Below are 21,136 nucleotides of genomic sequence, written 5' to 3'. Positions count from 1 at the left end.
CTCGCCTACCGATGTCGGCTATATTAAATTTTTAGAGGAAACGAGCCGCATATGCAGCAGCGGATAAGGCCGGCCCTGACCATCGACCGGAGACCTTCCAAAACTCTCAAAGCCCGCGTGCCGATAAAAGCCGACTGCCTGGCCATTTTGCTCATTGACATCAAGCAGCCGAATGGACATCTCTGAGACTGCATGATTGAGAAGCGCTCTGCCGACACCGCGCCCACGCGCAGACGGAGCCACGAAGAGCATTTCAAGTTTTTCGTCAGCTACCCCGCTAAAACCAAGAATGGCATCACTTTCATCAGTGAACACCGTGACGGCCAGAGAGGGAAGCCAGTCATTGAGGATTTGTCCACGCAGCTCAAGTACATCTTGCGCCGATAGAAAATCATGAGTGGCTCTGACTGACGCTTCCCAGACTTTTGTGATATTTTCAAATTCAGATCGTAATGCAGGCCGCAGCTTCATTATTGAGATCCTCCTACAAGTACGCAATCATGTAAATGACAAAGCGTTGCCCCGTCGGGACAACGCTTTCTTGAGACCGCAATTTGTCGTGCAGCAGCCATGAGGGTGACCGCTGCATAGTCGCCATCAGGTTATGGCAACTCGCCCGCTTTGCGCTTGGCAACAAAGTCGCGGGTTTCCTTGACGATCACACCGGACAGCAACACCAGTGCGATCAGGTTGGGAACCGCCATCAAGCCGTTGAAGGTGTCGGCGGCCACCCAGACAAGGTCCAGGCTGGCGATCGTGCCGATCATGACACTGGCCACATAAATAATACGGTAGGGAAGCACAGCCCACTCGCCCAGCAGATAAGATGCACATTTCTCGCCGTAATAGCTCCAGCCCAGAATCGTGGAGTAGGCAAAGAATACCAGGCCAATAGTAACGATCCAGCCGCCGGGGCCTGGTAGCAGCATATTGAACGTATTGGTTGTGAGTGCGGCGCCCGTCTCGCCATTTGTATAAATGCCACCCATGACCAGCACGATCCCGGTTATGCTGCAGACAACGATCGTATCCAGAAATGTTCCAGTCATGGAGACCAGCGCCTGGCGCACCGGATGATCGGTCTTGGCTGCGGCAGCCGCAATCGGCGCGCTACCCATCCCGGCCTCGTTGGAGAATACGCCGCGCGCCACGCCGTATCGGATGACCGTGCCGATGGCGCCGCCTGCGACCGCTTCACCGCTGAATGCATCACGGAAAATAGTGGCAAGTGCCGGGCCCAGCAGATCCAGGTGCATGATGATAATGATCATGCCGCCGGCAACATAGAAGATCGCCATGAACGGTACAATGAAAGATGATGCAGTGGCAATGCTTTTGATGCCGCCCAGAATGACGATCGCGGTAAAGATGGTGAGCACGATGCCGGTGAGCATGGGATCAATCCCGAAACTGGCCTCGATGGAATGAGCGACCGAGTTGGACTGTACCGAACTGCCAATCCCAAAGGAGGCCAGGGTGCCAAAGAGCGCGAACAGAACGGCCAGCCACTTCCAGTTCAGGCCGCGTTCAATGTAATACATTGGGCCGCCGGACATCTGGCCGCGTTCATTGACGATCCGGTATTTGACGGCAAGCACGCCTTCGCCGAATTTGGTGGCCATGCCGAAAATAGCGGTAATCCACATCCAGAACACGGCGCCCGGTCCGCCCAGAACGACCGCAGTTGCGACACCGGCAATATTACCGGTGCCAATGGTTGCCGATAGCGCAGTCATCAGTGCGCCAAAATGCGAAATGTCTCCTTTATTCTCGGTGCCGTCGCGGTTTTTGCCATGTGGTGTGAAAGCCTGCTTCAGCGCGAAGGGCAGCATGGTAAATTGCAGAAACGCCAGACGCAGCGTCAGAAAGACACCGGTGCCCACCAGAAATACCAACATGACGGGTCCCCACACCCAACCGCCAACGGTATCAAAAAATGTTTTTAGTACGTCCAAATACTGCATCGTACTTAACTCCTTTATCGTTAATTGAACCTGCGAAAGCGTCTCCGGGCCTTCGCAGGCTCAAGAATACTCCATTCTTTATTTCCGGAAAAGGAAGGAAAGCCTTTTGATCCTTCAAAATCGCCAGCTCCATTGACGATTGGTTATGTTATGTTATAACATAACCAAGTTGCTATTCTTATCTGTTCGTCACGGTGCTGCCGGTAGCGTGACGCCTTTTCCCATTTGAGGTTTCACGTGAAGATCCCGTTCAAGCAGCTTTTTATTTCAAGTGCCATAAGCATGGCGTTCATAGGCGGCGCAAATGCTGCAACGCTAAATGTGGTAGCCAGCTTTTCCATTATTGAAGACTTCGTTCGCAATGTTGGAGGCGATCGCGTCTCGGTTACGTCCATTGTTCCGGTCAATGGCGATGCGCATAGCTACGAGCCCAAGCCTGCTGATGTGATTGCACTCAAGCGCGCCGATCTGGTCCTGGTCAATGGCCTGCAGTTTGACCCATTCATGCAGCGCCTGGCCAAGTCCAGCGAGACCAAGGCGCCGGTTGTGGAGGTGACCAAAGGCATTGAACCGCTGAAAAATACGCAAGAGGGAGACGGCCACGCAGAGAAGTCGGATCATGATGACCACGACCACGACCACGACCACGACCACGACCACGACCACGACCACGACCACGACCACGACCACGACCATGATCATGATCATGATCACGGACATGGCCACCACCACGGGCACGATCATGGCGAATATGATCCTCACGCCTGGCAATCGGTCCCCAACGCTATCACTTATGTGAAAAATATTGCAGATGCACTATGTCAGGTGGACAGCGGGGGATGTGATTCATACAAGGCAAATGCCGGTGCGTACACGCAAAAATTGCAGACGCTTCACGAGTCCATCAAGGCCGCGTTCGAGACCTTGCCGAAAGACAAGCGCACCCTTATTACTTCACATGACGCTTTTGGATACCTGGGCGCCACCTATGGTCTGACTTTGCTGGCGCCAGAGGGCACGTCTTCGGCGACGGAGGCCACCGCAGCAGATGTGGCAGCCATCATTCGTCAGATTCGCCAGGACAAAGGGTCTGCCGTATTCGTGGAAAACATCAGTAATCCTGCGCTGATCAAGCAAATCGCGTCGGAGGCCAATGTCGCAGTGGGCGGCAAGCTATATTCAGATGCCCTGTCCGGCCCGAATGAGCCTGCTTCCACTTATCTGAACATGATGCAGTACAACGCCGATACGATTACGAAGGCGATCCTGAAGAAATAATGGTACGGCGGGCATCGGCGTCAACGCGGACCAGTAACCGGTTGGCGCAGGCTGTGTTGGCATACCGGGGCGACATGCGACGCCCCGGGTTATTCGATGAAGGGAGAGAGCGATGCAACTGTATCTCAATGAAATGACCGTGCTTGGCGTTCTACTTGCTGATCCGTGCCTGCGCTATTTTCCCGACGGCACGGCCGTATTGCGCATCACGCTGGAAACGCGCAGCAGTCAGCGTGACCAATACTCAAACGATATATTTACATGCAGTGAACATCACGATGCGGTGTTGTATGGCGTGCAGGCAGAGCAGGTCGCCTGGTCAATGCGTCGAGGCGATTCCCTGTGGTTAAGAGGTCCCTTGCAGCGCCGCCGTTTTCGTGATGACTTAACCGGCCGCAGCGGGACGATCTGTGAGATTGAAGCGACGCAGATCAGGATCATTTCGGTCAAGGAAAGCCGGGGCCCGTACATGTCGGTGGTCCTGGCAGGCTGGCTTGCTGGCCACAACGTTCATTATGGCGCCACCTTCAATGGGTTGCCCAGCCCTGATTCAATGTCAGGCGGGTCGGCGTGAACCGCAAGGCAGTCCGTTGTCCGGCGCGCCTCTGTATGTGAGCGCGCCGGAGGCGCATACCAAGGGTTTGGCGCTAGCCTTCCAGCGCGCTTTGGGTAACACCCGGCTCAAACGTTTTTTCCTTGCGCCAATACCTGGAAAGCAAAAAGGCGAGCGCACACACGCCGAGGCTCACCAGGCCGAACCAGAAGGCTTTCTTCTGCTCGGGTAAAAATGCCATGGCGCCCAGGATGCTCAGCATGCCTGCGATGGCCAGATAACTGAGATAAGGGAAACACCACATGCGAACCCGAATTCGTTCAGGGCAATTTTTTTCCATCCGTTTGCGCAGCCTGATATGAGAGACGGCGATCAGGATATAGACGACCAATGCCACCGTACCATACGACTCAACAAGAAACGGGAAGATGCCGTCGGGTGAGTAATACGACACGACAATCGCGCTATAGCCGAACAGTGTGGAAAAGATAATGGCTCGTATCGGCACGCCGTTTTCTGATACGCGTGCCAGCGCCTGTGGTGCATCGCCATTGCGGGTGAGCGCAAATATCATGCGCGATGCGGCGTAAAGTCCTGAATTGAGGCATGATAGTACGGCCACAAGAATCACGGCGTTCATGATGTGCGGCGCGTACGGAATCTGCATGACCTGCAACGCGCTTACATATGGGGTTGAAATAGCCTCTGAGTTCCAGGGCACCAGGCAGACGACGAAAAATACCGAACCCACGTAGAAGAACAGCACCCGGCTGATGACCGAATTGGTTGCCTTGGCGACGGATTTGGCCGGATTTGCTGTTTCTGCAGCGGCAATGGTGACAATTTCAGCGCCAAAATAAAAACCCGTTGCTGCTACAGCGCCGGAAAGCACCGGCCCCCAGCCGTTAGGCATGAAACCGCCATGATTGAGCATTTCCCCCAAGCCGAGCGCCTGATGATTGGGCCACATACCCAGCAGGAACAGTCCGCTCAGAAAGAGAAAAACAACGATCGCAGCGACCTTGATGGATGAGAACCAAAATTCGAATTCGCCGTAGGATTTGACGGAAAAAAGATTCGTAATGGTCAGGACTGCCATGAGCGTGAGGCTGATTTCCCAGGAAGGGATATTGGGCAGCCAGAACTGGATAAGCTTGGCGCCGGCTATGGCTTCAATAGCCACCACAATCACCCAGAAATACCAGTACATCCATCCTGACATGAAGCCTGCAAACTCAGCCTTGCCCGGCTGTTCGCGAAAAGCGCTGCGGGCGTACTCGTAGAATGAGCCGACCACGGGCAGCGACGATGCCATCTCGCCGAGCATGCGCATCACCAGAATGATCAGAATGCCGGTAATTAAAAATGAAATCAGCGCGGCCGGACCTGCATTTTTCACCACAACAGAACTGCCAACAAATAGCCCTGCGCCAATCACACCGCCCAGTGCAATCATTGACATGTGCCGCGGCTTGAGCGAGTGCTGCAGCTGGTTTTTACTATCCATATCCATCTGTATTATCTCCTGTATACACGCTATTATTATTTTTGTGTTGGGAGACGAATGTACAGGTAATACAGCCGTATAAACAGAGCCAGATGGTCTTTTTCTATGAGTCCACGCGATGCGCTGGTCCATACAGATTTTGCGGAGGGTGGGAATAATGGCCGGGTAGTGTAATCAGGGCAAAAGCGCGCGATGCGCGGTGTGGCTGCTGTCGGCGGCGCGCGCGGGTTCTCTTACGAATCAGTGGTCATCGCGATTGTAGATAAACTTGGGCATATTCCATTGATATCGCAACGCCAGCATGCGCAGTGTCAGCCCGCTTATGAGTGCCACGCCCATCACCAGCTCATGATTGAGGCCGGCATGCAGACCGGCGACATACAGCATTCCGGTCACGATGGAAACGCTGGCATACAGCTCGCTGCGAAAAAGCAAGGGAATGTCATTGCACAGGATATCGCGCAGAACGCCGCCCACGCAACCGGTGATCATGCCTGACACGATCACAATGATCAAAGGCAGATCAAGCGCCAGCGCCACATTGCAACCGATGATAGTAAAGACGACCAGCCCGATGGCGTCCAGAAACAGAAAGAGCTTGTGCAGACGGTGCATGATGCGCGCCACTGCAATTGTGGCCAGGGCGGCCACTGTAGTAATGACAAGATAATGGGGATGCGCGATCCAGGTCAGCGGATGATGGTCCAGAAGGATGTCTCGGACCGATCCACCGCCCAGTGCCGTAATACACCCAAGCAGACAGACACCAACCCAGTCCATGCTGCGACGGCCCGCAGCCAGCGCGGCCGTCATGGACTCGGCAACAATGGCAATGACATAAAGTACGGACAGAATAATCATAAGTGTCGGATACGCGGCCGGCGCCAGTGGTGTCCGGATCTATTGATGACGTTGTCCGATTATATCCGTCGTGTGCCCGCACGCGACGCAATATGCCAAATGGGTATGTATTGCACTTGTCGTAATGCGCTGGCGGCACGGCTATGCCGGCACCAGCGCCGTCGAATCGCTCCCGACTTAAGCGGCGAGCAGCTCGTCAGCCGGTCCGAAAAACTCGTAATGGATACGATCGGCAGGTACGCCTTCGGCCGCCAGTCCGTTGACAAAGACCCGCAGAAACTCCTTTGGTCCGCAGATATAGTAATCGGCATCCTGCACCGGTGTGTTACGGGTTAGCCAGTCAAGCGAAATCATACCCGAAACATCATGGGTGTCTCCCGGCTGGTCGACCGCTTGCGGCTCACTGTAGAACGTTGACACTTTGGTGTGAGCCAGTTCTTTGGCCAGCGACTGCACGTGCTGGCCCATGGCGTGGGTCCGGCTGCTCATGGTGCTATGTACGTAGTGCACTTGCAATTGCGGGTGTTTATGATAGATGGTTTCAAGCATGCTGACCATAGGGGTCAGACCAACGCCGCCGGACAGCAGAACAATCGGTCGGTCAGGCGTATCTGGCAAATAGAAGTCGCCCGCTGGCGGCGTTATCTCAAGTGTGGTTCCTACCTGAACCTCGTCATGCATGAAGCGTGAACCGCCCTGGCTGTTTTCTTCGCGCTTAACCGAGATTCGATAGTACTCGCCATTAGGGGCACAAGAAATGGAATAGTTGCGCTTGATGCCGGCCTGTTCAGGTGCGTTAAAGCGGAAAGTAATATATTGGCCTGGCTTGTGGTGCATGACGGGCCCGCCGTCTACCGGACGCAAGATAAAAGAAGTAATGATGCTGCTTTCGCGAATTTTTTCGCTGACCACAAATTGGCGCCAGCCGGTCCAGCCCCCGGGCGCCTGCTCAATGGCGTCGCGCAGCGCACTTTCCCTGTTTTGCAGAATACCAGCCAGGAACCAGTAGGCTTGGCCCCATGCCTGAAGTATTTCATCTGTGGCTGCATCGCCCAGTACGTCTTCAATGGCGCCAAGCAGGGCCGTTGCTACGTAGGGATAGTGCTCGGGCAGGATGTGGAATCCGACATGCTTTTGGGCAATACGTTCGACCGCCGGCAGCAGGGCCCCCAGGTTGTCGATGTTGCTTGCGTACGCAACAATCGCACCGGCCAGCGCATTGATCTGTTGGCCATTGGCCTGGTTGGCGTGGTTAAACAGACTTCGGATATGTTCGTCGCGGAAAAGCCGGTCATACATTTTTGCGGTAATATCCGCGCCATGCGCCTGCAACGCAGGGACAGTGGCTTTTACCACGGTAATGGTATTGGGATCCAGAGAAGTAACAACGGGTTGAGGCATGTTGGGGTCCTGTGGTTGGGTGGGTGAGAATATTGCAATCATAATATTCATTTTAAATGCATGTTATTGCAAATATCTTTAATATGCAAGACAAATGAATGTTATATTGCATATTCCTAATTTCCGTAATGGCCCATCAAAAATTCCCTATGAGACTGACTCAATACACAGATTATGCGCTGCGGGTACTGATTTTCCTGGGTTCACGCAATGAAGGGCTTTCGTCCATTGCCGAAATCGCACGCGCCTACGACATTTCCCAGAATCACCTGATGAAGGTGGTGCAGCACCTGGGCCAGTTGGGCTATATCGACACGCTGCGCGGCCGCAAGGGCGGGATCAGGCTGGGGATGCGGACAGACAAAATCGTCATTGGGCAGCTTGTGCGTCACACTGAAGGCGATTTTGATCTGGTCGATTGTTCCTCCTGTACGATCACGGGTCCCTGCAGACTACCGTCGGTATTGCGGGAAGCGACCCAGGCGTTTCTGGCTGTATTGGATAAATATACGCTGAAAGACTTGCTGGGCAAGCGCAGCGAGCTGCGTGATTTGCTGGGGCTAGCTACCTCGGAACTGCCGTTAAGGCAGGTGTCTGTGCGGGGCCTGCACTGAGTTTTTTGTGTTTGTGTGTTGCGCTCTTTTGTCGGTTGTGATTTCTCACTGTGTTTGACTTGCCCCACCATACGCGTTTATCTGTTTTAATCCGCTAGAATAATGGCCATGATCCATGGCTTGGGGTTGCGGCCTCTTGTCGCTGCCGTGAATAGTTCAGGCGATAACGAAAACAGGGAGACACAGACAAATGGCAAATTTCAAACCATGGCTGCTCGCAGCCACACTGCTGCCGGCAGCCTTCGGAGTATGGGCGCAAGCGCCTGTATTTACGGAGCCGGTGACGTTGACAGTGGGCTATGTACCGGGTGGCGCAAGTGATAATGCGGCCAGAATTGTAGCCAGAGCGCTGGCAAAAGAGATCGGCGTTCCCGTGATTGTGGAAAATAAACCGGGCGCGGGCGGGCGGATTGCCGCGGCTGATCTGAAAAACAAGAAAAAGGGCGAGAATGTGCTGACACTGGGGAACCCCGCCGTCACGGTTATTGCCCCGATCGTGTTTCCCGATCTGAATTACAACGCGCAAACCGATTTGAAACCAGTGTCTCTTGTCACGGAGTATAGCTTTGCGCTCGGCGTGCCGGCATCAAGCAAGATCACGTCGGTCGACCAGTTTGTGCAATGGGCCAAAGCCAATCCGCAACAGCTTAATATCGGCGTTCCCGCAACAGGTAGCCTGCCGCATTTTTTCGGACTTATGCTGGCTGATAAACTTGACCTTAAGCCGGAAATTGTGGGCTATAAAGGCTCGTCACAATTGCTGACCGATCTGGCCGGTGGCAATATCCCAGTTGCAATCGATACGCTGGATACGTTCATTCAGATGGAAAAAAGCGGGAAAATCCGGGTGCTGGGCGTCTCCAGCGAAAAACGCGATGCGAACCTGCCCGATGTGGCGCCGTTTCATGAAGCCGGAATCAATATCCGAGCGACAGGCTGGAACGCGGTGTTTGCTCCGTCTTCGATGGATGACAAGGTCGTGACGTACCTGGGCGACGCCATCAGCAAAGCCATGGGCCAGGCGTCGGTTCAAAAAGAGATGCGTTCAGTCAATCTGGTTCCGGTGCAGGCTAATGCCGCCCAAACGAGCCAGGCTATAGAAGCGTTCAGGCAGCAATGGGAACCGGTCATTCGTGAATCGGGATTCAAGGTAGGCAAGTAAACAAATATGGCGAAAATCAAGAACGTGCTTTTTATCATGGCTGATCAGTTGCGGGCCGATCACTTGAGTTGTTATGGGCATCCCCATCTACAAACTACGCACATGGACCGGCTGGCCAGTCGTGGCGTGCTGTTCGAGCAGGCGTTTGTCAACTCGGGCGTTTGCGGACCGTCGCGCATGAGTTATTACACCGGTCGCTATCCTTCTACGCACGGCGCAACATGGAATCGCGTACCGTTGTCCATTAACGAGGTCACGTTGGGCGAGTATCTGAAAGCGCGCGATATTGATCTGGTGCTGGCAGGTAAGACCCATGTGATGCCGGATAATCACGCACTGGAACGGTTGCAAATAGATGGTCAGAGCGAGCTCGGTGTGCTTCTGAAGCAAGGCGGTTTCGTACAACTGGATCGCTATGACGGACATCATGAACCGGGAGCAGAAAGCGGCTACCCCGCTTATCTGAAAGCGCAAGGCTACGATAGCCAGGATCCATGGACCGATTATGTGATTGCAGTGCAAGACGATCAGGGCCAGGTGCAAAGCGGCTGGAATATGCGCAACGTCAATTTTCCTTCACGAGTAAAGGAAGCGCACTCCGAAACGGCCTACATGACCGACTGCGCCATGTCATATATGCAATCTGCCGGTGATAACCCCTGGGTTATGCATTTGAGCTATGTCAAACCACACTGGCCATATGTGGCGCCGGCTCCATATCATGCCATGTACACGCCGCAGCAGTGCCTGCCGGTCAAGCGCAATGAGACAGAAAAAGAAGGGGCTCACCCTGTCGTGCAAGCCTATCGCCAGCAGGAGGAAAGCCGAAGTTTTTCGAGCCAGGAGTGTGTCGAGCGCGTGCGTCCGGCTTATCAGGGCCTCATCAAGCAACTGGATGACCATTTGGGCAGGCTATTCGAATACATGGGATCGAAAGGGCTTATGGACAACACACTTGTCATCATTACTGCCGACCATGGCGATCTGCTGGGCGACCACTGGCTGGGTGAAAAAGAGCTGTTCTATGACGTAGTGCAACGGGTCCCGCTGATTATCTACGACCCGTCCGGGCAGGCAGACTCAACGCGTGGCAAAAGGGAGTCGCGACTCGTGCAAAGCGTAGACATAATGCCTACCATATTGGCTGCACTCGACATGGAAATACCATCGCACCGGATTGAAGGGCGACCACTGCAGTCTCTTATCCATAATGAGCCCGTAGCGTGGCGCGATTGCGTATTTTCAGAGCTCGATTACAGTTATCGAGAGGCCAGGCTCACGCTTGGCAAAGCCACCAATGAGTGCAGAGCATGGTCGGTGCGCACTGACCGCTGGCGTTATGTCTACTGGAGCACCGAGAGGCCACAGTTATTTGACTTACGGAATGATCCTGACGAATTCAATGACCTGGGCGAGCACCCAGAGTATGAGAAGATCAGGCAGCAGATGAAAGAACGATTGCTGCAATGGTTTGCCAGCCTTAAACGGCGCACCACCGTGACCGAAGAGGAAGTGGACAGGCAGACCAATAAATACAAGCAGGCCGGCGTGTTCTACGGACAATGGTAAAGCAACGGGCGTTGAGATCAATCGCGACCTGTTATGACAGCTGGCCAGCACATGGCGGCTAGCCGCAGTAACGCCGCCAGTCAGAACAGCGCAGCCGGCAAATCTATTGCAAAGATATGGTTCGTTCAGTAAACCGCTTGCAGATATTTCACAATGCATTTCCTTACGTATTGCGTTATCTGATCCTTCTGCTGTTAATCAGGCCGGTACCGGCGTATGCCGCTAACTGGCTTGAAGGCTGGGTTGTGGCCATTGCAGACGGCGATACCATCACCATTTTGGACAAAAGTAAAAAGCAGCACAAGATCCGGCTCGGTCAAATTGATGCGCCGGAATCCGGTATGGCATACGGCAGGGTCGCCAAACATTTTTTGTCGGACAGGGTGTATCGCAAGATAGTGAGAGTGCGGGTGCACGAAACAGATCGCTACGGCCGGCTCGTCGGCATCGTTTATCAGGATCGGAAAAATATCAATATGGTAATGGTAGCCCAAGGTTATGCATGGGCGTATCGCCACTACGTCACAGATATTGCCTATTGCAAGGCAGAAGATTCGGCCCGCCGCCTGGGTCGCGGCTTGTGGAAGGAAAAAGAACCTGTGGCGCCATGGCAGTGGCGTCGCATGAAATCAGCGCGTCCAGCCGCCAGGCAGCAAAACGCGGGTGTTTATACCGTACCGTCTTGCGGTGTGGCTGCCCCGTCGCGTTGACAACACTAACCGGTAGTCGCCGCCTGTGGGCGTGCGCGGCTGCGCAGGGCATTGCGATACACATTCTGGGTTGCGCTGACAAATCTGTCTTGGCCGAAGCGCTGCACACTCTTGGTGCGAGCAGCACATCCCATGTCGGTTAGATTGTATTGTCCTTCAATAATCTCCTGCAACAGTGCGGCCAGCACTTGCGGGTTCCGCGGCGGGATCACCCATCCATCCTTTTCTGCATCAATATTCTCAGGTAGGCCCCCCTGTCGGGTCACAATCACCGGTTTACCCATGGCCATCATTTCCCGGCATGCAAAGGATATCGTTTCAACCCGGTAGGACAAAACAAAGCCAACGTCAATGGCGCCGATAAACGACCTGACGTCCTCAAGATCGCCCACGAAGCTGATATGCCGCGTCATGCCCAATTGCCGCACTTCGTCCAGCAGTTTCTGCGGCGCGCGAGGGCCCGCGATTGCAATATGCAGGCGGTCCAGCTGATGTGAGTCCAGTCGGGCCAACGACCGAACCATGTCGATCCAGCCCTTGTATTCTGTTGTGCCGGCGTTGCTGCCAAATAAAACGCGGGTATCGCTGGCCGACCCCAGTATGGTCTGGCGCATCTGGCCGGAATCATTGCCATTGGGAGCGTTGAAGTAATCTGTATCAATGCCGTTGTGTATTGTCGTGATTCCGGCCTTATCGTAGGGACCGCCAGCCAGCCTCTCAGCGACAAAATCACAAACGGCAATACAGTGATCGGTGCCGAAACGGGCGCGCAGCCGTGAGCCCAGAGAATCTGTCGCATGGTCATTATGTTTGGTGAAGATGATGGCCGGCTTGCGACGCATCCCCAGCATGGCGAGCATGGCCAGACGGTGATCAGCGGTTCCGTTTACGTGGATAACATCGTATCGACCTTTCCTTAGGATATTGCGCAAACTGCCTGCGGCTTTGGGCAAATGCTGCAACTTACTGGGGTAATCCTGCGCATGCACGTGCACACCGGGCATTGCACTTGCCATTCGATGGAGCGCGCTTTGCGAAGGAACCGCGACGGCAATATCATGGTCTGCGTTGAGTGCGGCAATCAGTCGGCTAATGTACGAGGTATGGCCCCCGATGCCAGGGCTGGAATGGAAATTGGTATAAAGTATTTTCATTATTGGTTGGCGTTGGTTAATCTGGAAACGCTGCACTGCAGATGATTTCAATTGTAATTACGGCTGACTATCAGTAGCAGTAGAGGGTTGCAGTAAAGGATGGTGCACGGCACAAAGCATACTCCCGGCGCACAAGGCAACATAAAACCCGTAACAGGACGAAAGATTCATCGGAGATTACGGCGAGAAAATGTGTAATAAAAAGCGCAACTTGTATCATTCATTTCATCAGGGCTCTAAAAAGTTGCAAGCAGTAAACAGTAAGCAGTAAGAAGGAAAGGGCAGAGCGCAAAGCAACAAAGCGTAAAGCGCAAAGCAATAAGGGAATAAGGGAACAAGGGAATAAGGGAACAAGGGAATAAGGGAATAAGGGAATAAGGGAATAAGGGAATAGGGGAATAGGGGAATAGGGGAATAGGGGAATAGGGGAATAAAGTAGTCAATCAGGAAAGCGATAAAGTAGTAAAGCAGAAAATGAAAACAGGACAACAGGACAACAGGAGAACACGATGAAAATTCTGATAGTGCTGACTTCGCACGGTACGTTAGGCTCAACCGGCAAACCAACCGGATTCTGGTTGGAAGAGTTTGCCGCTCCGTATTACGCGTTTCTCGATAGCGATGCCGATATCACGCTGGCCTCTGTGCAAGGCGGACAACCACCGCTGGACCCTAAAAGCGATGAGCCGGACGCTCAGACCGAGGCTACGCAGCGCTTCAAGAAGGACCGGCAAGCGCAGACGGTATTGGCAACAACACATCGCCTGGCTGATGTGAAGACCGAGTCTTTCGATGCGGTCTTTTTTCCGGGTGGCCACGGACCTTTATGGGATCTGGCGGAAAATGAACATGTGATGACGTTGATAAAAGATTTTTATGAGAATGGGAAAACGGTATCTGCGGTGTGTCACGCGCCGGGCGTATTTCGGCATGTGAAGTCGGCAGAAGGACATTTTCTGGTCAAGGACAGAGACGTGACCGGATTCAGTAATGCGGAAGAAAGTGCCGTAGGATTGACTGACGTTGTGCCTTTTCTGGTGGAGGATATGCTGAAAGACCATGGCGCCCGCTATAGCAGCCGCGCTATTTGGCAACCCCATGTTGTGGTTGATGGTAAATTGATCACGGGACAAAATCCGGCATCTTCGGTCGGCGTGGCCGAAGCGGTACTCAAACAACTACAGGGGAGCCGGGAATAAGGCGCAAACCGTTGCCCGACCACGTTCGCTACGCTCATGGACATCAAGCATTCAGTGGTGGTGTGTTGCCATGTCGGTTGACGTCGCCCGGAAGAGATCCCAGACTAGTTGCCCGGTACTGGAAAATGCAGTAAAAACTAGGATTGATAAAAATCACACTCGAAATTATCGTTGAGGAGACGACATGAAATTCAGATCAAGACAATCGTGCGCGACAAGGTGGAAAATCGCCACCGGTGCAGTGCTTGCCCTGGCCGCTGGCGCCGTATTGGCGGCGCCTGTGGCTGCGGTGCATGATCTTGCCAAAAAGGAACAGCAGGCGTATTTGGACACATTGCGCGATCTGGTCCACATCGAGTCCGGCAGCAAGGACATCGAAGGCGTGAACAAGATTGCGCAGTTTGTTGCGGACCGGCTCAAACAATTGGGCGCGCAGACCGAAATCATCCAGCCCGAGGACGTTTATCGCATGGACGACACGCCGGAGAAGACCGGCCCGATTGTGCATGGGACCATCAAGGGAACGGGGAAATCGAAAATCATGTTGATTGCCCACATGGATACGGTGTACCAAAAAGGGGATTTGAAAGATCAGCCGTTTCGTGTTGATGGCGACAAGGCGTATGGCCTGGGCATTGCAGATGACAAGCAGGGTGTGGCCGCCATACTGCATGTTGTCGATATGCTCAAGAAGCTGAACTATGCACAATTTGGCACTCTGACGGTGGTGTTGAACTCTGATGAAGAAATCAGTTCCCCAGGCTCACGTGCGTTAATCACAAAATTTGCTGAAGACCAGGATGCGGTCTTTTCGTTCGAAGGCGGCGGCAAGGACGGGGGCGTGCGATTGGCGACCAGTGGTATTGGTGCTGCATATCTGAAGGTACATGGGAAATCTTCCCACGCGGGCGCCCGACCCGAGGGCGGCGTCAATTCATTGTATGAATTGGCGCACCAGGTATTGCAAATGAAAGACCTGTCCAAGCCCGAAGACGGGCTTAAGTTGAATTGGACGTTGGCCAACGTGGGCACCGTGCGCAATATGATCCCGCCTGAAGCGACGGCCCAGGCCGATGCGCGGGCACTGAAGGTTCAGGACTTTGATGCGCTGGAAAAAGCGATGCAGGAAAAAATCCAGAACAAGCTATTGCCCGACAGCAAGGTGGAACTCAAATTCGAAGTTCGGCGCCCGCCGCTGGAGGCCAGCGATCTGGCCCGAAAACTGGCCGGCCATGCACAAAGCATCTATAAGGACGAGCTGGACCTGGAGATGACTGTCGCAGATAAAGCCACAGGCGGCGGAACAGACGCGGCCTTTGCCGGTGTCAAAAGCCGAGGAGGTGTGGTGGAAGGGTTTGGATTGAGCGGGTTTGGCGCGCATTCGAACAATGCAGAATATGTTCAGATTCCCACCATTGTGCCGCGTCTGTATCTGGCGACGCGCATGATCATGGATATATCAGAAGGAAAGACGAAACCATAGTACCGGCAAATGATATGCCTTCAAGGCACGCTATGTCGCTGGCAACACGCACGATCACGGGCATCTCAGATGGAAAGATGAAACCATAGTGCCAGCAAATGAAATGCCTTGAAGGCGCGCAATGGCTACTGCTGCCGTTGTTGTCGCTCAGGAACGCCAGGGCTGATACGTTGTAGCATTATTCATCCTGCGATTGGCGTACCAGTAACTGGCTACTTGCGTCGTTTTGCTGGCAGGCTTTCCAGTTGCAGCAGCGCCCGTTTTGCATCGAGCCCGCCAGCGAAGCCGGTCAGCTTGCCAGTGCTGCCAACGACACGATGACATGGTGTCACAATGGACACGGGATTGCGTCCGACCGCTGCGCCGACGGCACGGCAGGCAGCAGGGTTGCCTGCCAGTTCTGCAAGTTGTTGGTAACTGCGAGTCTGCCCGAACGGGATAGACAGCAATAACATCCATACCTTTTTTTGAAAAGGGGTACCTTCCATATCCAGTTCCAGATCGAAGCAGTCTCGCGTGCCGGCAAAGTATTCGTTGAGCTGCTGCTGCGTTTTCTGCAATACGGGATGCATGTTGTCCTGCTGTAGTGTTCCCAGTCGCACACGGCCCGGCTTGTCGTTCTCCCATAATATGGCTGCCAGGGCAGCGCCTTTGGCGACCAGTGTCAACTGGCCAACGGGCGAGGGCATAGTGGTGTAAGAGTAGGTCATTGAGTTTTCTCCGGCAATAAAGACTGGCGCGATGACAAAGAACAGTATATCCATCGCGGAAATATCTGCGTGGCGGTATGAGCGCAACCAGACATTATCAAGGGCTGTTGTCAATATACTGCGATTCCGGTTCGATAACACTCTGCCTCTTGCGTTTGAACCCGGCTTTTACCTTGGCGGACGGCGGGTCGTGGTCAAAGCATTCTGGACCGATGATGGCTGCGCTATACTTTCGAGATCCATCAACATGACGGTTGCAATAAGCACGAGTGAAGTAACCCGCGTACAGGAGCATACAGAATGCCACAGAACAGTCAGATTGATCCTATCGCTGAATCGCCGGTTTCAGCCACGAGCAGCCACGGCCTGAGTTACCAGAGCGGATTCGGTAACGAATATGCCAGCCAGGCGATTGCCGGGGCGCTGCCACAAGGAAGGAACAGCCCGCAACATACTCCTTGCGGACTTTATACCGAATTGGTTTCTGGCACCGCATTTACCGCAGCGCGCCATGAGAATCGACGCAGTTGGTTGTATCGCCGCCAGCCTTCCGTGGTTACAGGACGTTATTCGCCTTTTGATCAGCCGCATTGGCAGACTGGAGCAGATCCGACTGTCGCCGTGCCGCCCGAGCCATTACGCTGGGCGCCCTGGACCAATGACAATCCCCAGGCAGACTTCGTCGATGGCGTGCGAACCATTGCCGCCAATGGCGGCGCCGACACGCAAAGCGGGGTGGCCATTCATACTTATATTGCGGATCAATCGATGAAGCGTCGCGCATTTGTTAATGCCGACGGTGAAATGTTGATTGTGCCGCAACAGGGCGCTTTATTGATCACAACCGAAATGGGCCTGTTGCGTGTGGAACCTGGCGAAATCGTCGTTATTCCACGTGGAATTGCGTTCAAGATTGAGCTGGAGCAGGACGCCGTTACGTGGGCTCGTGGTTATATCTGCGAGAATTACGGCGCGCATTTTCGTTTGCCGGAACTGGGCCCCATCGGCTCCAATGGTCTTGCCAACGCCCGGGATTTTCTGGCACCGGTCGCGGCGTTCGAAGACGCAGGGGACCAATACGAACTGATTCGGAAGTTTGGCGGGCGCTTCTGGCGCGCGCCATTGCACAGCTCTCCGTTCAATGTGGTAGCCTGGCATGGCAATCTTAGTCCGGTCAAGTATGATACGGCGAATTTCATGACGATCGGCTCCATCAGTTACGACCATCCTGATCCGTCCATATTCACTGTTCTGACTTCGCCCAGCGATACGCCGGGCACTGCCAATTGCGATTTCGTGATTTTTCCGCCGCGCTGGCTGGTGATGGAAGACACCTTCCGTCCTCCGTGGTTCCACCGAAATTTCATGAGCGAGTTTATGGGGCTCGTATATGGTCAATACGATGCCAAACCCGGCGGCTTCAAGCCGGGTGGCGCCAGTCTGCACAATTGCATGGTGCCTCACGGCCCGGACCAGGATTCCTATGACAAGGCAACCGCCGCTGAACTCAAGCCGCAAAAGCTGGACAATACACTGGCATTCATGTTTGAAAGCCGCTATCGCTTTGTTCCCACACAGTTTGCGATGCAGGCCCCCGAGCTTGACCAAAATTATATTGACTGCTGGACGGGGCTGAAAGATCGGTTTGCACCTTGACCAGGCAGCGGTGCAGCTGCGCCGTTCACGTCTTATTCCCGCGCACCGCCGTTTCGTGTTAATTTATTGAGAAGTTCATCGCTGTTCATGTATCACAAGGAGACGTGCCATGGCTAAAAGTACGAAAGACGATGCGAATCAAACCGCAGGCAATCCTTTTGCCGAACTGAGCAAAATGTACGAGCAGTTTCAGATTCCCGGGCTGGATTTGTCTGCCGTCGCAGATGCGCGCCGCAAGGATGTGGAGGCATTGGTGCAGGCCAACAAGGCGGTATATGATGGCATGCAGGCGCTTGCTGCGAAGCAGACAGAAATGTTCCGCCAGGCGATGGCCGATATTCAGGGAGCAGTGGGCACTGCCGGAACCAACCCCGCTGCACAGACTGAACTTGCACGCAAGGCCTACGAAAAAGCGTTGGTCGATATGCGTGAACTGGCCGAAATTGCGCGCCAGTCGCAGACGCAGGCAATGGCCAGCATCAGCGAACGGGCCACGCAAAATTTACAGGAAATTCGCGATATGGTCAAAAAGCAATCGGGATAACGGTGTCTTGACGCGGGTAAGCATGGGACGAGGAAAGAAGCGATAACCATAATCATCACGCCCGTGATATATTTCACTTATTGCAAAATGTGAACAAAATATATCGGGGATGCATGCCTTTGTTCTATCCAAAAATCCGTGTCGCAATTTCAGTGTTCGGATGGGCAGCGCTCTACTACGTCGCTGCCCATGTGTCCCTGCTGCTGGATGATCCCCTGTCCCATGTCGGATTCGTCTGGTTTCCGGCAGGCATAGGGGTTGCAGCCTTTCTTGTGAGCGATTATCGACGCTGGCCATGGCTGCTGGCAATGTTTTTCAGCGCCCAGATGATAGCCGACACCCATTTCGGTCACGAGATGCCTATCGCCCTGGTACTTGCTGTCATCAATTTGAGCTCTGATATGGCTATAGCCTGGGTGGTCAGCCGGTACGCACAACATAAAGACAGTCTGCAGATTGTCGTGCGCTGGATTGTCGCCACATTTGTCATTAGCGCAATTGCTGCCGTACTGAGCGCAGGGTGGCTGACGTTCTTCGATAATGCGCCTTTTGACCAATTGGTGTGGGTCTGGTGGGGAGCACACGTCTCGGGCGTACTGTATTTGACTGCCGTCGTGATGGGTTTGCGTGGTTACCAGCTCGGACGGAGAACCGCCGGCATCAAAGCTGCTCTGGTGGGGGCGATCGCGCTTATATTGATGGCAATCTGCGCCTGGTTCATTTTTGGCGCTCAGCAGGTGGACATGACGCGTAATCAGGTCCCATGGCGGGCCACGTTGATTTTTGCGCTTACCGGCATTCCGATCATTCTGGCTGTTGTCGCCGCCATTTGCTGCGGTAACCGCATCGGATCGCTCGCCCTGTTATCGCTTGGCGCCATTGTTATCTATCACTCTTCGCAAGGCACGGGGCCATTCTTCATCAGGTCCCTGCGGCCAGGCGAGTCTCTTCTGCTTGCGCAGTGCTATTTGGTGGCCACGGCGCTGTTGATTGTCTTTCTGAGAGTTTTTACGCAAACGGTCAAACGCTTCGACGGTGTTCAGCCTCACAGGCAGGAGATTTCCTTCATGTACAGACATGATGTAGCTACCGGCCGCATGGACTGGGACGGCCGTATTCACGAGGCGTTGCACACAGACCCGCAGACCATGAGCGACGCGCAGCGGGTTCTGGCGCTGGCGCATCCCGATGATCGTGCGACGCTTGCCCGGTTGCTTACCGCCGGAAGTGATAACCCCGAGAAACGCGATTTAACCGAATTCCGGATGAAATCGTCGGCAACAGACTGGATCCGGATCCGCGCGAGCTGGCCGGTCGTTGTCAGCGAGCCGACCAGCGCCATACTGGTGGGTACCTGGCTGGTAGGCCAAAGGACGGAATCGTGAATGGCGTCATCCGGCGGTTTCCTTTGTCGCATGGGAGAATGCGATGATACAGATCGCTTTGTTACTGTTCGGCGCCAATTTTGTACGCCGTAATGCGTATCTGTTGGGCGTTCTGGGGCTTTTATGGCTGGTCGCAGGGCTGGTAATTTTTATTGATGCGCTCGATGGTGTGCGGTATTTTCCGTTAGTGCTTTTTGGTGTCTTGCTGCTGATCGAAAGCGTGATTACGTTGAGCGTGGCGGCCAGTGGCATCGGAGCACAAAAAGCCGTGCTTTATTTCAAGGGCGGCGGGTTCTTTTTGATTTCCCTGCTGATCCTGGTCAATGACACTATCAGTAATATCCTGCTTGCTATTATCCTGGGTATGGCCTATTTCGTGATGGGCACATTACAAATGGCATCGGCATGGTTAGTCCGGTTTCCCAATTGGCGTACGGCATTTGGCTTTGGCCTGGCAAAGGTCGTTTTCGCAATTGTCATGTTCGGGCCTTATCCAAGCCATTATTCGGCAACAATTTCGGTTTTCATGGGAGTCATCCTTATCACTGGTGGCATTGTTACCCTGAACGTGTTTTTGAGAGCGCGGCAATTGAAGGACGGCACATCTGTCTTCGAGCTATTTATGCCGTCGGACGTATTGCCTAAGATACGCCGCATGCAGTTGGCCCTGCCTGAGAAGGACAGTGCACCAACCGCGCAGGTCCAGAGCGAACCGCTGACCGTGCATGTATGGACGCCGGAAGGATCGTCCAAAAACGCACCGGTTCGGCGCCCGGTCATCAATCGGTATATTGCCGCCGTCGATGTCAATGGCGTCATCTCGACCGGGCACGCTGCGCTGGAAATGCTGCCGCAGACGTATATCAGCCTTTACCCGGCCGCCGATATTGACCGTTCTCCGTCCGAGTTTTTCCGCATCCTGAAAGCGACTGGCGAGAACGACGTAGCCGGATTATTCCAGCCTGACTACGCCACGGAATCAAAGGCGTGGTGTCCGTCCAATTGGCAAGTGAAATTTCATGCATACAACCGCGACGGGTTACTGCATTTTTGGCAGGAGTACAGGCAGCACGAGGTCTACAACCTGACCTACCGAAATTGTTCCAGTTCCGTGAGCTACGCGCTGGAAGCTGCCCTGGACGGGGCCCTGCACGACAGGGCATCTCGTTCGTGGACAGAGGTATTGCGGGTAATGCTCATGCCCGAGTTATGGATTGCAGCTCAAATCAGAAAGCGTGCCACGACAATGGCATGGACGCCAGGACTAACATTGGACTACGCCCGTGCGTTGTGTGCCATTGTCCATCCCGTCAGTACACCCTGGTTTTCGCGTTTGCTGCGTGTGAGCAAGGCGTCGAATGTCTCGGTTTCGGGGTGAGCTGGCAC

Annotated in this window: 19 protein-coding genes; 12 read left to right on the top strand and 7 right to left on the bottom strand. The window is 54.0% G+C overall.

The window, feature by feature from the left end:
- Window positions 1-18: 18 nt before the first annotated feature.
- Entirely contained in the window at window positions 19-471 is a 453-nt protein-coding gene (locus CAP48_RS18740) for an acetyltransferase (RefSeq protein WP_100699389.1), read from the bottom strand.
- Between the two features lie 131 nt (window positions 472-602).
- Window positions 603-1,964, bottom strand: coding sequence for a sodium:alanine symporter family protein (locus CAP48_RS18735; protein WP_100699388.1), 1,362 nt, complete (start codon window positions 1,962-1,964; stop codon window positions 603-605).
- A gap of 282 nt (window positions 1,965-2,246) precedes the next feature.
- On the opposite strand from CAP48_RS18735, the gene CAP48_RS18730 reads away from it, so the two are divergent.
- Both CAP48_RS18730 and CAP48_RS18725 read left to right on the top strand, forming a co-directional pair.
- Window positions 2,247-3,242 carry a metal ABC transporter solute-binding protein, Zn/Mn family gene (locus CAP48_RS18730; RefSeq protein ID WP_242444561.1) on the top strand — a complete coding sequence of 332 codons (996 nt, stop codon included), beginning with the start codon at window positions 2,247-2,249 and terminating at the stop codon, window positions 3,240-3,242.
- A 112-nt stretch (window positions 3,243-3,354) separates the two neighbouring features.
- Window positions 3,355-3,816, top strand: a complete 462-nt coding sequence (locus tag CAP48_RS18725) for a single-stranded DNA-binding protein (RefSeq protein WP_100699386.1) — start codon at window positions 3,355-3,357, stop codon at window positions 3,814-3,816.
- A 73-nt stretch (window positions 3,817-3,889) separates the two neighbouring features.
- Here the strand turns inward: CAP48_RS18725 and CAP48_RS18720 are convergent, their stop codons facing one another.
- From CAP48_RS18720 to hmpA, 3 genes are all read right to left on the bottom strand, one after another.
- Window positions 3,890-5,308 carry an amino acid permease gene (locus CAP48_RS18720; RefSeq protein ID WP_100699385.1) on the bottom strand — a complete coding sequence of 473 codons (1,419 nt, stop codon included), beginning with the start codon at window positions 5,306-5,308 and terminating at the stop codon, window positions 3,890-3,892.
- 234 nt (window positions 5,309-5,542) lie between these two features.
- Complete coding sequence (locus CAP48_RS18715; RefSeq protein ID WP_100699384.1) at window positions 5,543-6,163, bottom strand: trimeric intracellular cation channel family protein; 621 nt, start codon at window positions 6,161-6,163, stop codon at window positions 5,543-5,545.
- Window positions 6,164-6,340: 177 nt separating this feature from the next.
- Window positions 6,341-7,564 (bottom strand): NO-inducible flavohemoprotein, encoded by a 1,224-nt coding sequence (gene hmpA, locus CAP48_RS18710; RefSeq protein ID WP_100699527.1) that lies wholly within the window; start codon window positions 7,562-7,564, stop codon window positions 6,341-6,343.
- A gap of 149 nt (window positions 7,565-7,713) precedes the next feature.
- Between hmpA and CAP48_RS18705 the strand changes: the two genes are divergently transcribed.
- From CAP48_RS18705 to CAP48_RS18690, 4 genes are all read left to right on the top strand, one after another.
- Window positions 7,714-8,178: an Rrf2 family transcriptional regulator gene (locus CAP48_RS18705; protein WP_100699526.1), complete on the top strand. Its 465-nt coding sequence runs from the start codon at window positions 7,714-7,716 to the stop codon at window positions 8,176-8,178.
- Between the two features lie 190 nt (window positions 8,179-8,368).
- Window positions 8,369-9,340: a tripartite tricarboxylate transporter substrate-binding protein gene (locus CAP48_RS18700; RefSeq protein WP_100699383.1), complete on the top strand. Its 972-nt coding sequence runs from the start codon at window positions 8,369-8,371 to the stop codon at window positions 9,338-9,340.
- Between the two features lie 6 nt (window positions 9,341-9,346).
- On the top strand, window positions 9,347-10,909 hold the full coding sequence (locus tag CAP48_RS18695) for an alkaline phosphatase family protein (RefSeq protein ID WP_100699382.1): 1,563 nt from the start codon (window positions 9,347-9,349) through the stop codon (window positions 10,907-10,909).
- A 116-nt stretch (window positions 10,910-11,025) separates the two neighbouring features.
- Window positions 11,026-11,619 carry a thermonuclease family protein gene (locus CAP48_RS18690; RefSeq protein ID WP_100699381.1) on the top strand — a complete coding sequence of 198 codons (594 nt, stop codon included), beginning with the start codon at window positions 11,026-11,028 and terminating at the stop codon, window positions 11,617-11,619.
- Between the two features lie 5 nt (window positions 11,620-11,624).
- On the opposite strand, the gene CAP48_RS18685 is transcribed toward CAP48_RS18690, so the two are convergent.
- Window positions 11,625-12,773 carry a glycosyltransferase family 4 protein gene (locus tag CAP48_RS18685; RefSeq protein ID WP_100699380.1) on the bottom strand — a complete coding sequence of 383 codons (1,149 nt, stop codon included), beginning with the start codon at window positions 12,771-12,773 and terminating at the stop codon, window positions 11,625-11,627.
- 509 nt (window positions 12,774-13,282) lie between these two features.
- On the opposite strand from CAP48_RS18685, the gene CAP48_RS18680 reads away from it, so the two are divergent.
- Both CAP48_RS18680 and CAP48_RS18675 read left to right on the top strand, forming a co-directional pair.
- A complete protein-coding gene (locus tag CAP48_RS18680; protein WP_100699379.1) occupies window positions 13,283-13,972 on the top strand; it encodes a type 1 glutamine amidotransferase domain-containing protein in 690 nt (229 codons plus the stop codon).
- A 184-nt stretch (window positions 13,973-14,156) separates the two neighbouring features.
- Window positions 14,157-15,455, top strand: coding sequence for a M20/M25/M40 family metallo-hydrolase (locus tag CAP48_RS18675; protein WP_100699378.1), 1,299 nt, complete (start codon window positions 14,157-14,159; stop codon window positions 15,453-15,455).
- Between the two features lie 212 nt (window positions 15,456-15,667).
- Here CAP48_RS18675 and CAP48_RS18670 read toward each other — a convergent pair whose 3' ends face one another.
- Window positions 15,668-16,165 (bottom strand): methylated-DNA--[protein]-cysteine S-methyltransferase, encoded by a 498-nt coding sequence (locus tag CAP48_RS18670; protein ID WP_100699525.1) that lies wholly within the window; start codon window positions 16,163-16,165, stop codon window positions 15,668-15,670.
- A gap of 300 nt (window positions 16,166-16,465) precedes the next feature.
- Here CAP48_RS18670 and hmgA point away from each other — a divergent pair, with 300 nt between their 5' ends.
- From hmgA to CAP48_RS18650, 4 genes are all read left to right on the top strand, one after another.
- The gene (gene hmgA, locus CAP48_RS18665) at window positions 16,466-17,821 is read left to right on the top strand and encodes a homogentisate 1,2-dioxygenase (protein WP_100699377.1); all 1,356 of its coding nucleotides are present in this window, start codon (window positions 16,466-16,468) and stop codon (window positions 17,819-17,821) included.
- Between the two features lie 109 nt (window positions 17,822-17,930).
- A complete protein-coding gene (gene phaP, locus CAP48_RS18660) occupies window positions 17,931-18,365 on the top strand; it encodes a phasin family protein (RefSeq protein ID WP_100699376.1) in 435 nt (144 codons plus the stop codon).
- A 113-nt stretch (window positions 18,366-18,478) separates the two neighbouring features.
- Window positions 18,479-19,750, top strand: a complete 1,272-nt coding sequence (locus CAP48_RS18655; protein WP_100699375.1) for an MASE1 domain-containing protein — start codon at window positions 18,479-18,481, stop codon at window positions 19,748-19,750.
- Between the two features lie 43 nt (window positions 19,751-19,793).
- The gene (locus CAP48_RS18650; protein ID WP_100699374.1) at window positions 19,794-21,128 is read left to right on the top strand and encodes an HdeD family acid-resistance protein; all 1,335 of its coding nucleotides are present in this window, start codon (window positions 19,794-19,796) and stop codon (window positions 21,126-21,128) included.
- Window positions 21,129-21,136 lie beyond the last annotated feature (8 nt).

Source organism: Advenella sp. S44 (assembly GCF_002810445.1).
Lineage (GTDB): Bacteria > Pseudomonadota > Gammaproteobacteria > Burkholderiales > Burkholderiaceae_B > Advenella.
This window is presented reverse-complemented; position numbering and strand designations above follow the sequence as displayed.

Excerpts from the sequence above, each read along its gene's own strand:
- CAP48_RS18695 (WP_100699382.1), top strand. The coding sequence starts at position 9,347 with ATGGCGAAAATCAAGAACGTGCTTTTTATCATGGCTGATCAGTTGCGG.
- hmpA (WP_100699527.1), bottom strand. The coding sequence starts at position 7,564 with ATGCCTCAACCCGTTGTTACTTCTCTGGATCCCAATACCATTACCGTG.
- CAP48_RS18740 (WP_100699389.1), bottom strand. The coding sequence starts at position 471 with ATGAAGCTGCGGCCTGCATTACGATCTGAATTTGAAAATATCACAAAA.
- CAP48_RS18655 (WP_100699375.1), top strand. The coding sequence starts at position 18,479 with ATGCCTTTGTTCTATCCAAAAATCCGTGTCGCAATTTCAGTGTTCGGA.
- CAP48_RS18725 (WP_100699386.1), top strand. The coding sequence starts at position 3,355 with ATGCAACTGTATCTCAATGAAATGACCGTGCTTGGCGTTCTACTTGCT.
- CAP48_RS18675 (WP_100699378.1), top strand. The coding sequence starts at position 14,157 with ATGAAATTCAGATCAAGACAATCGTGCGCGACAAGGTGGAAAATCGCC.
- CAP48_RS18650 (WP_100699374.1), top strand. The coding sequence starts at position 19,794 with ATGATACAGATCGCTTTGTTACTGTTCGGCGCCAATTTTGTACGCCGT.
- CAP48_RS18685 (WP_100699380.1), bottom strand. The coding sequence starts at position 12,773 with ATGAAAATACTTTATACCAATTTCCATTCCAGCCCTGGCATCGGGGGC.
- phaP (WP_100699376.1), top strand. The coding sequence starts at position 17,931 with ATGGCTAAAAGTACGAAAGACGATGCGAATCAAACCGCAGGCAATCCT.
- CAP48_RS18690 (WP_100699381.1), top strand. The coding sequence starts at position 11,026 with ATGGTTCGTTCAGTAAACCGCTTGCAGATATTTCACAATGCATTTCCT.
- CAP48_RS18730 (WP_242444561.1), top strand. The coding sequence starts at position 2,247 with ATGGCGTTCATAGGCGGCGCAAATGCTGCAACGCTAAATGTGGTAGCC.
- CAP48_RS18715 (WP_100699384.1), bottom strand. The coding sequence starts at position 6,163 with ATGATTATTCTGTCCGTACTTTATGTCATTGCCATTGTTGCCGAGTCC.
- hmgA (WP_100699377.1), top strand. The coding sequence starts at position 16,466 with ATGCCACAGAACAGTCAGATTGATCCTATCGCTGAATCGCCGGTTTCA.
- CAP48_RS18735 (WP_100699388.1), bottom strand. The coding sequence starts at position 1,964 with ATGCAGTATTTGGACGTACTAAAAACATTTTTTGATACCGTTGGCGGT.
- CAP48_RS18720 (WP_100699385.1), bottom strand. The coding sequence starts at position 5,308 with ATGGATATGGATAGTAAAAACCAGCTGCAGCACTCGCTCAAGCCGCGG.
- CAP48_RS18700 (WP_100699383.1), top strand. The coding sequence starts at position 8,369 with ATGGCAAATTTCAAACCATGGCTGCTCGCAGCCACACTGCTGCCGGCA.
- CAP48_RS18670 (WP_100699525.1), bottom strand. The coding sequence starts at position 16,165 with ATGACCTACTCTTACACCACTATGCCCTCGCCCGTTGGCCAGTTGACA.
- CAP48_RS18705 (WP_100699526.1), top strand. The coding sequence starts at position 7,714 with ATGAGACTGACTCAATACACAGATTATGCGCTGCGGGTACTGATTTTC.
- CAP48_RS18680 (WP_100699379.1), top strand. The coding sequence starts at position 13,283 with ATGAAAATTCTGATAGTGCTGACTTCGCACGGTACGTTAGGCTCAACC.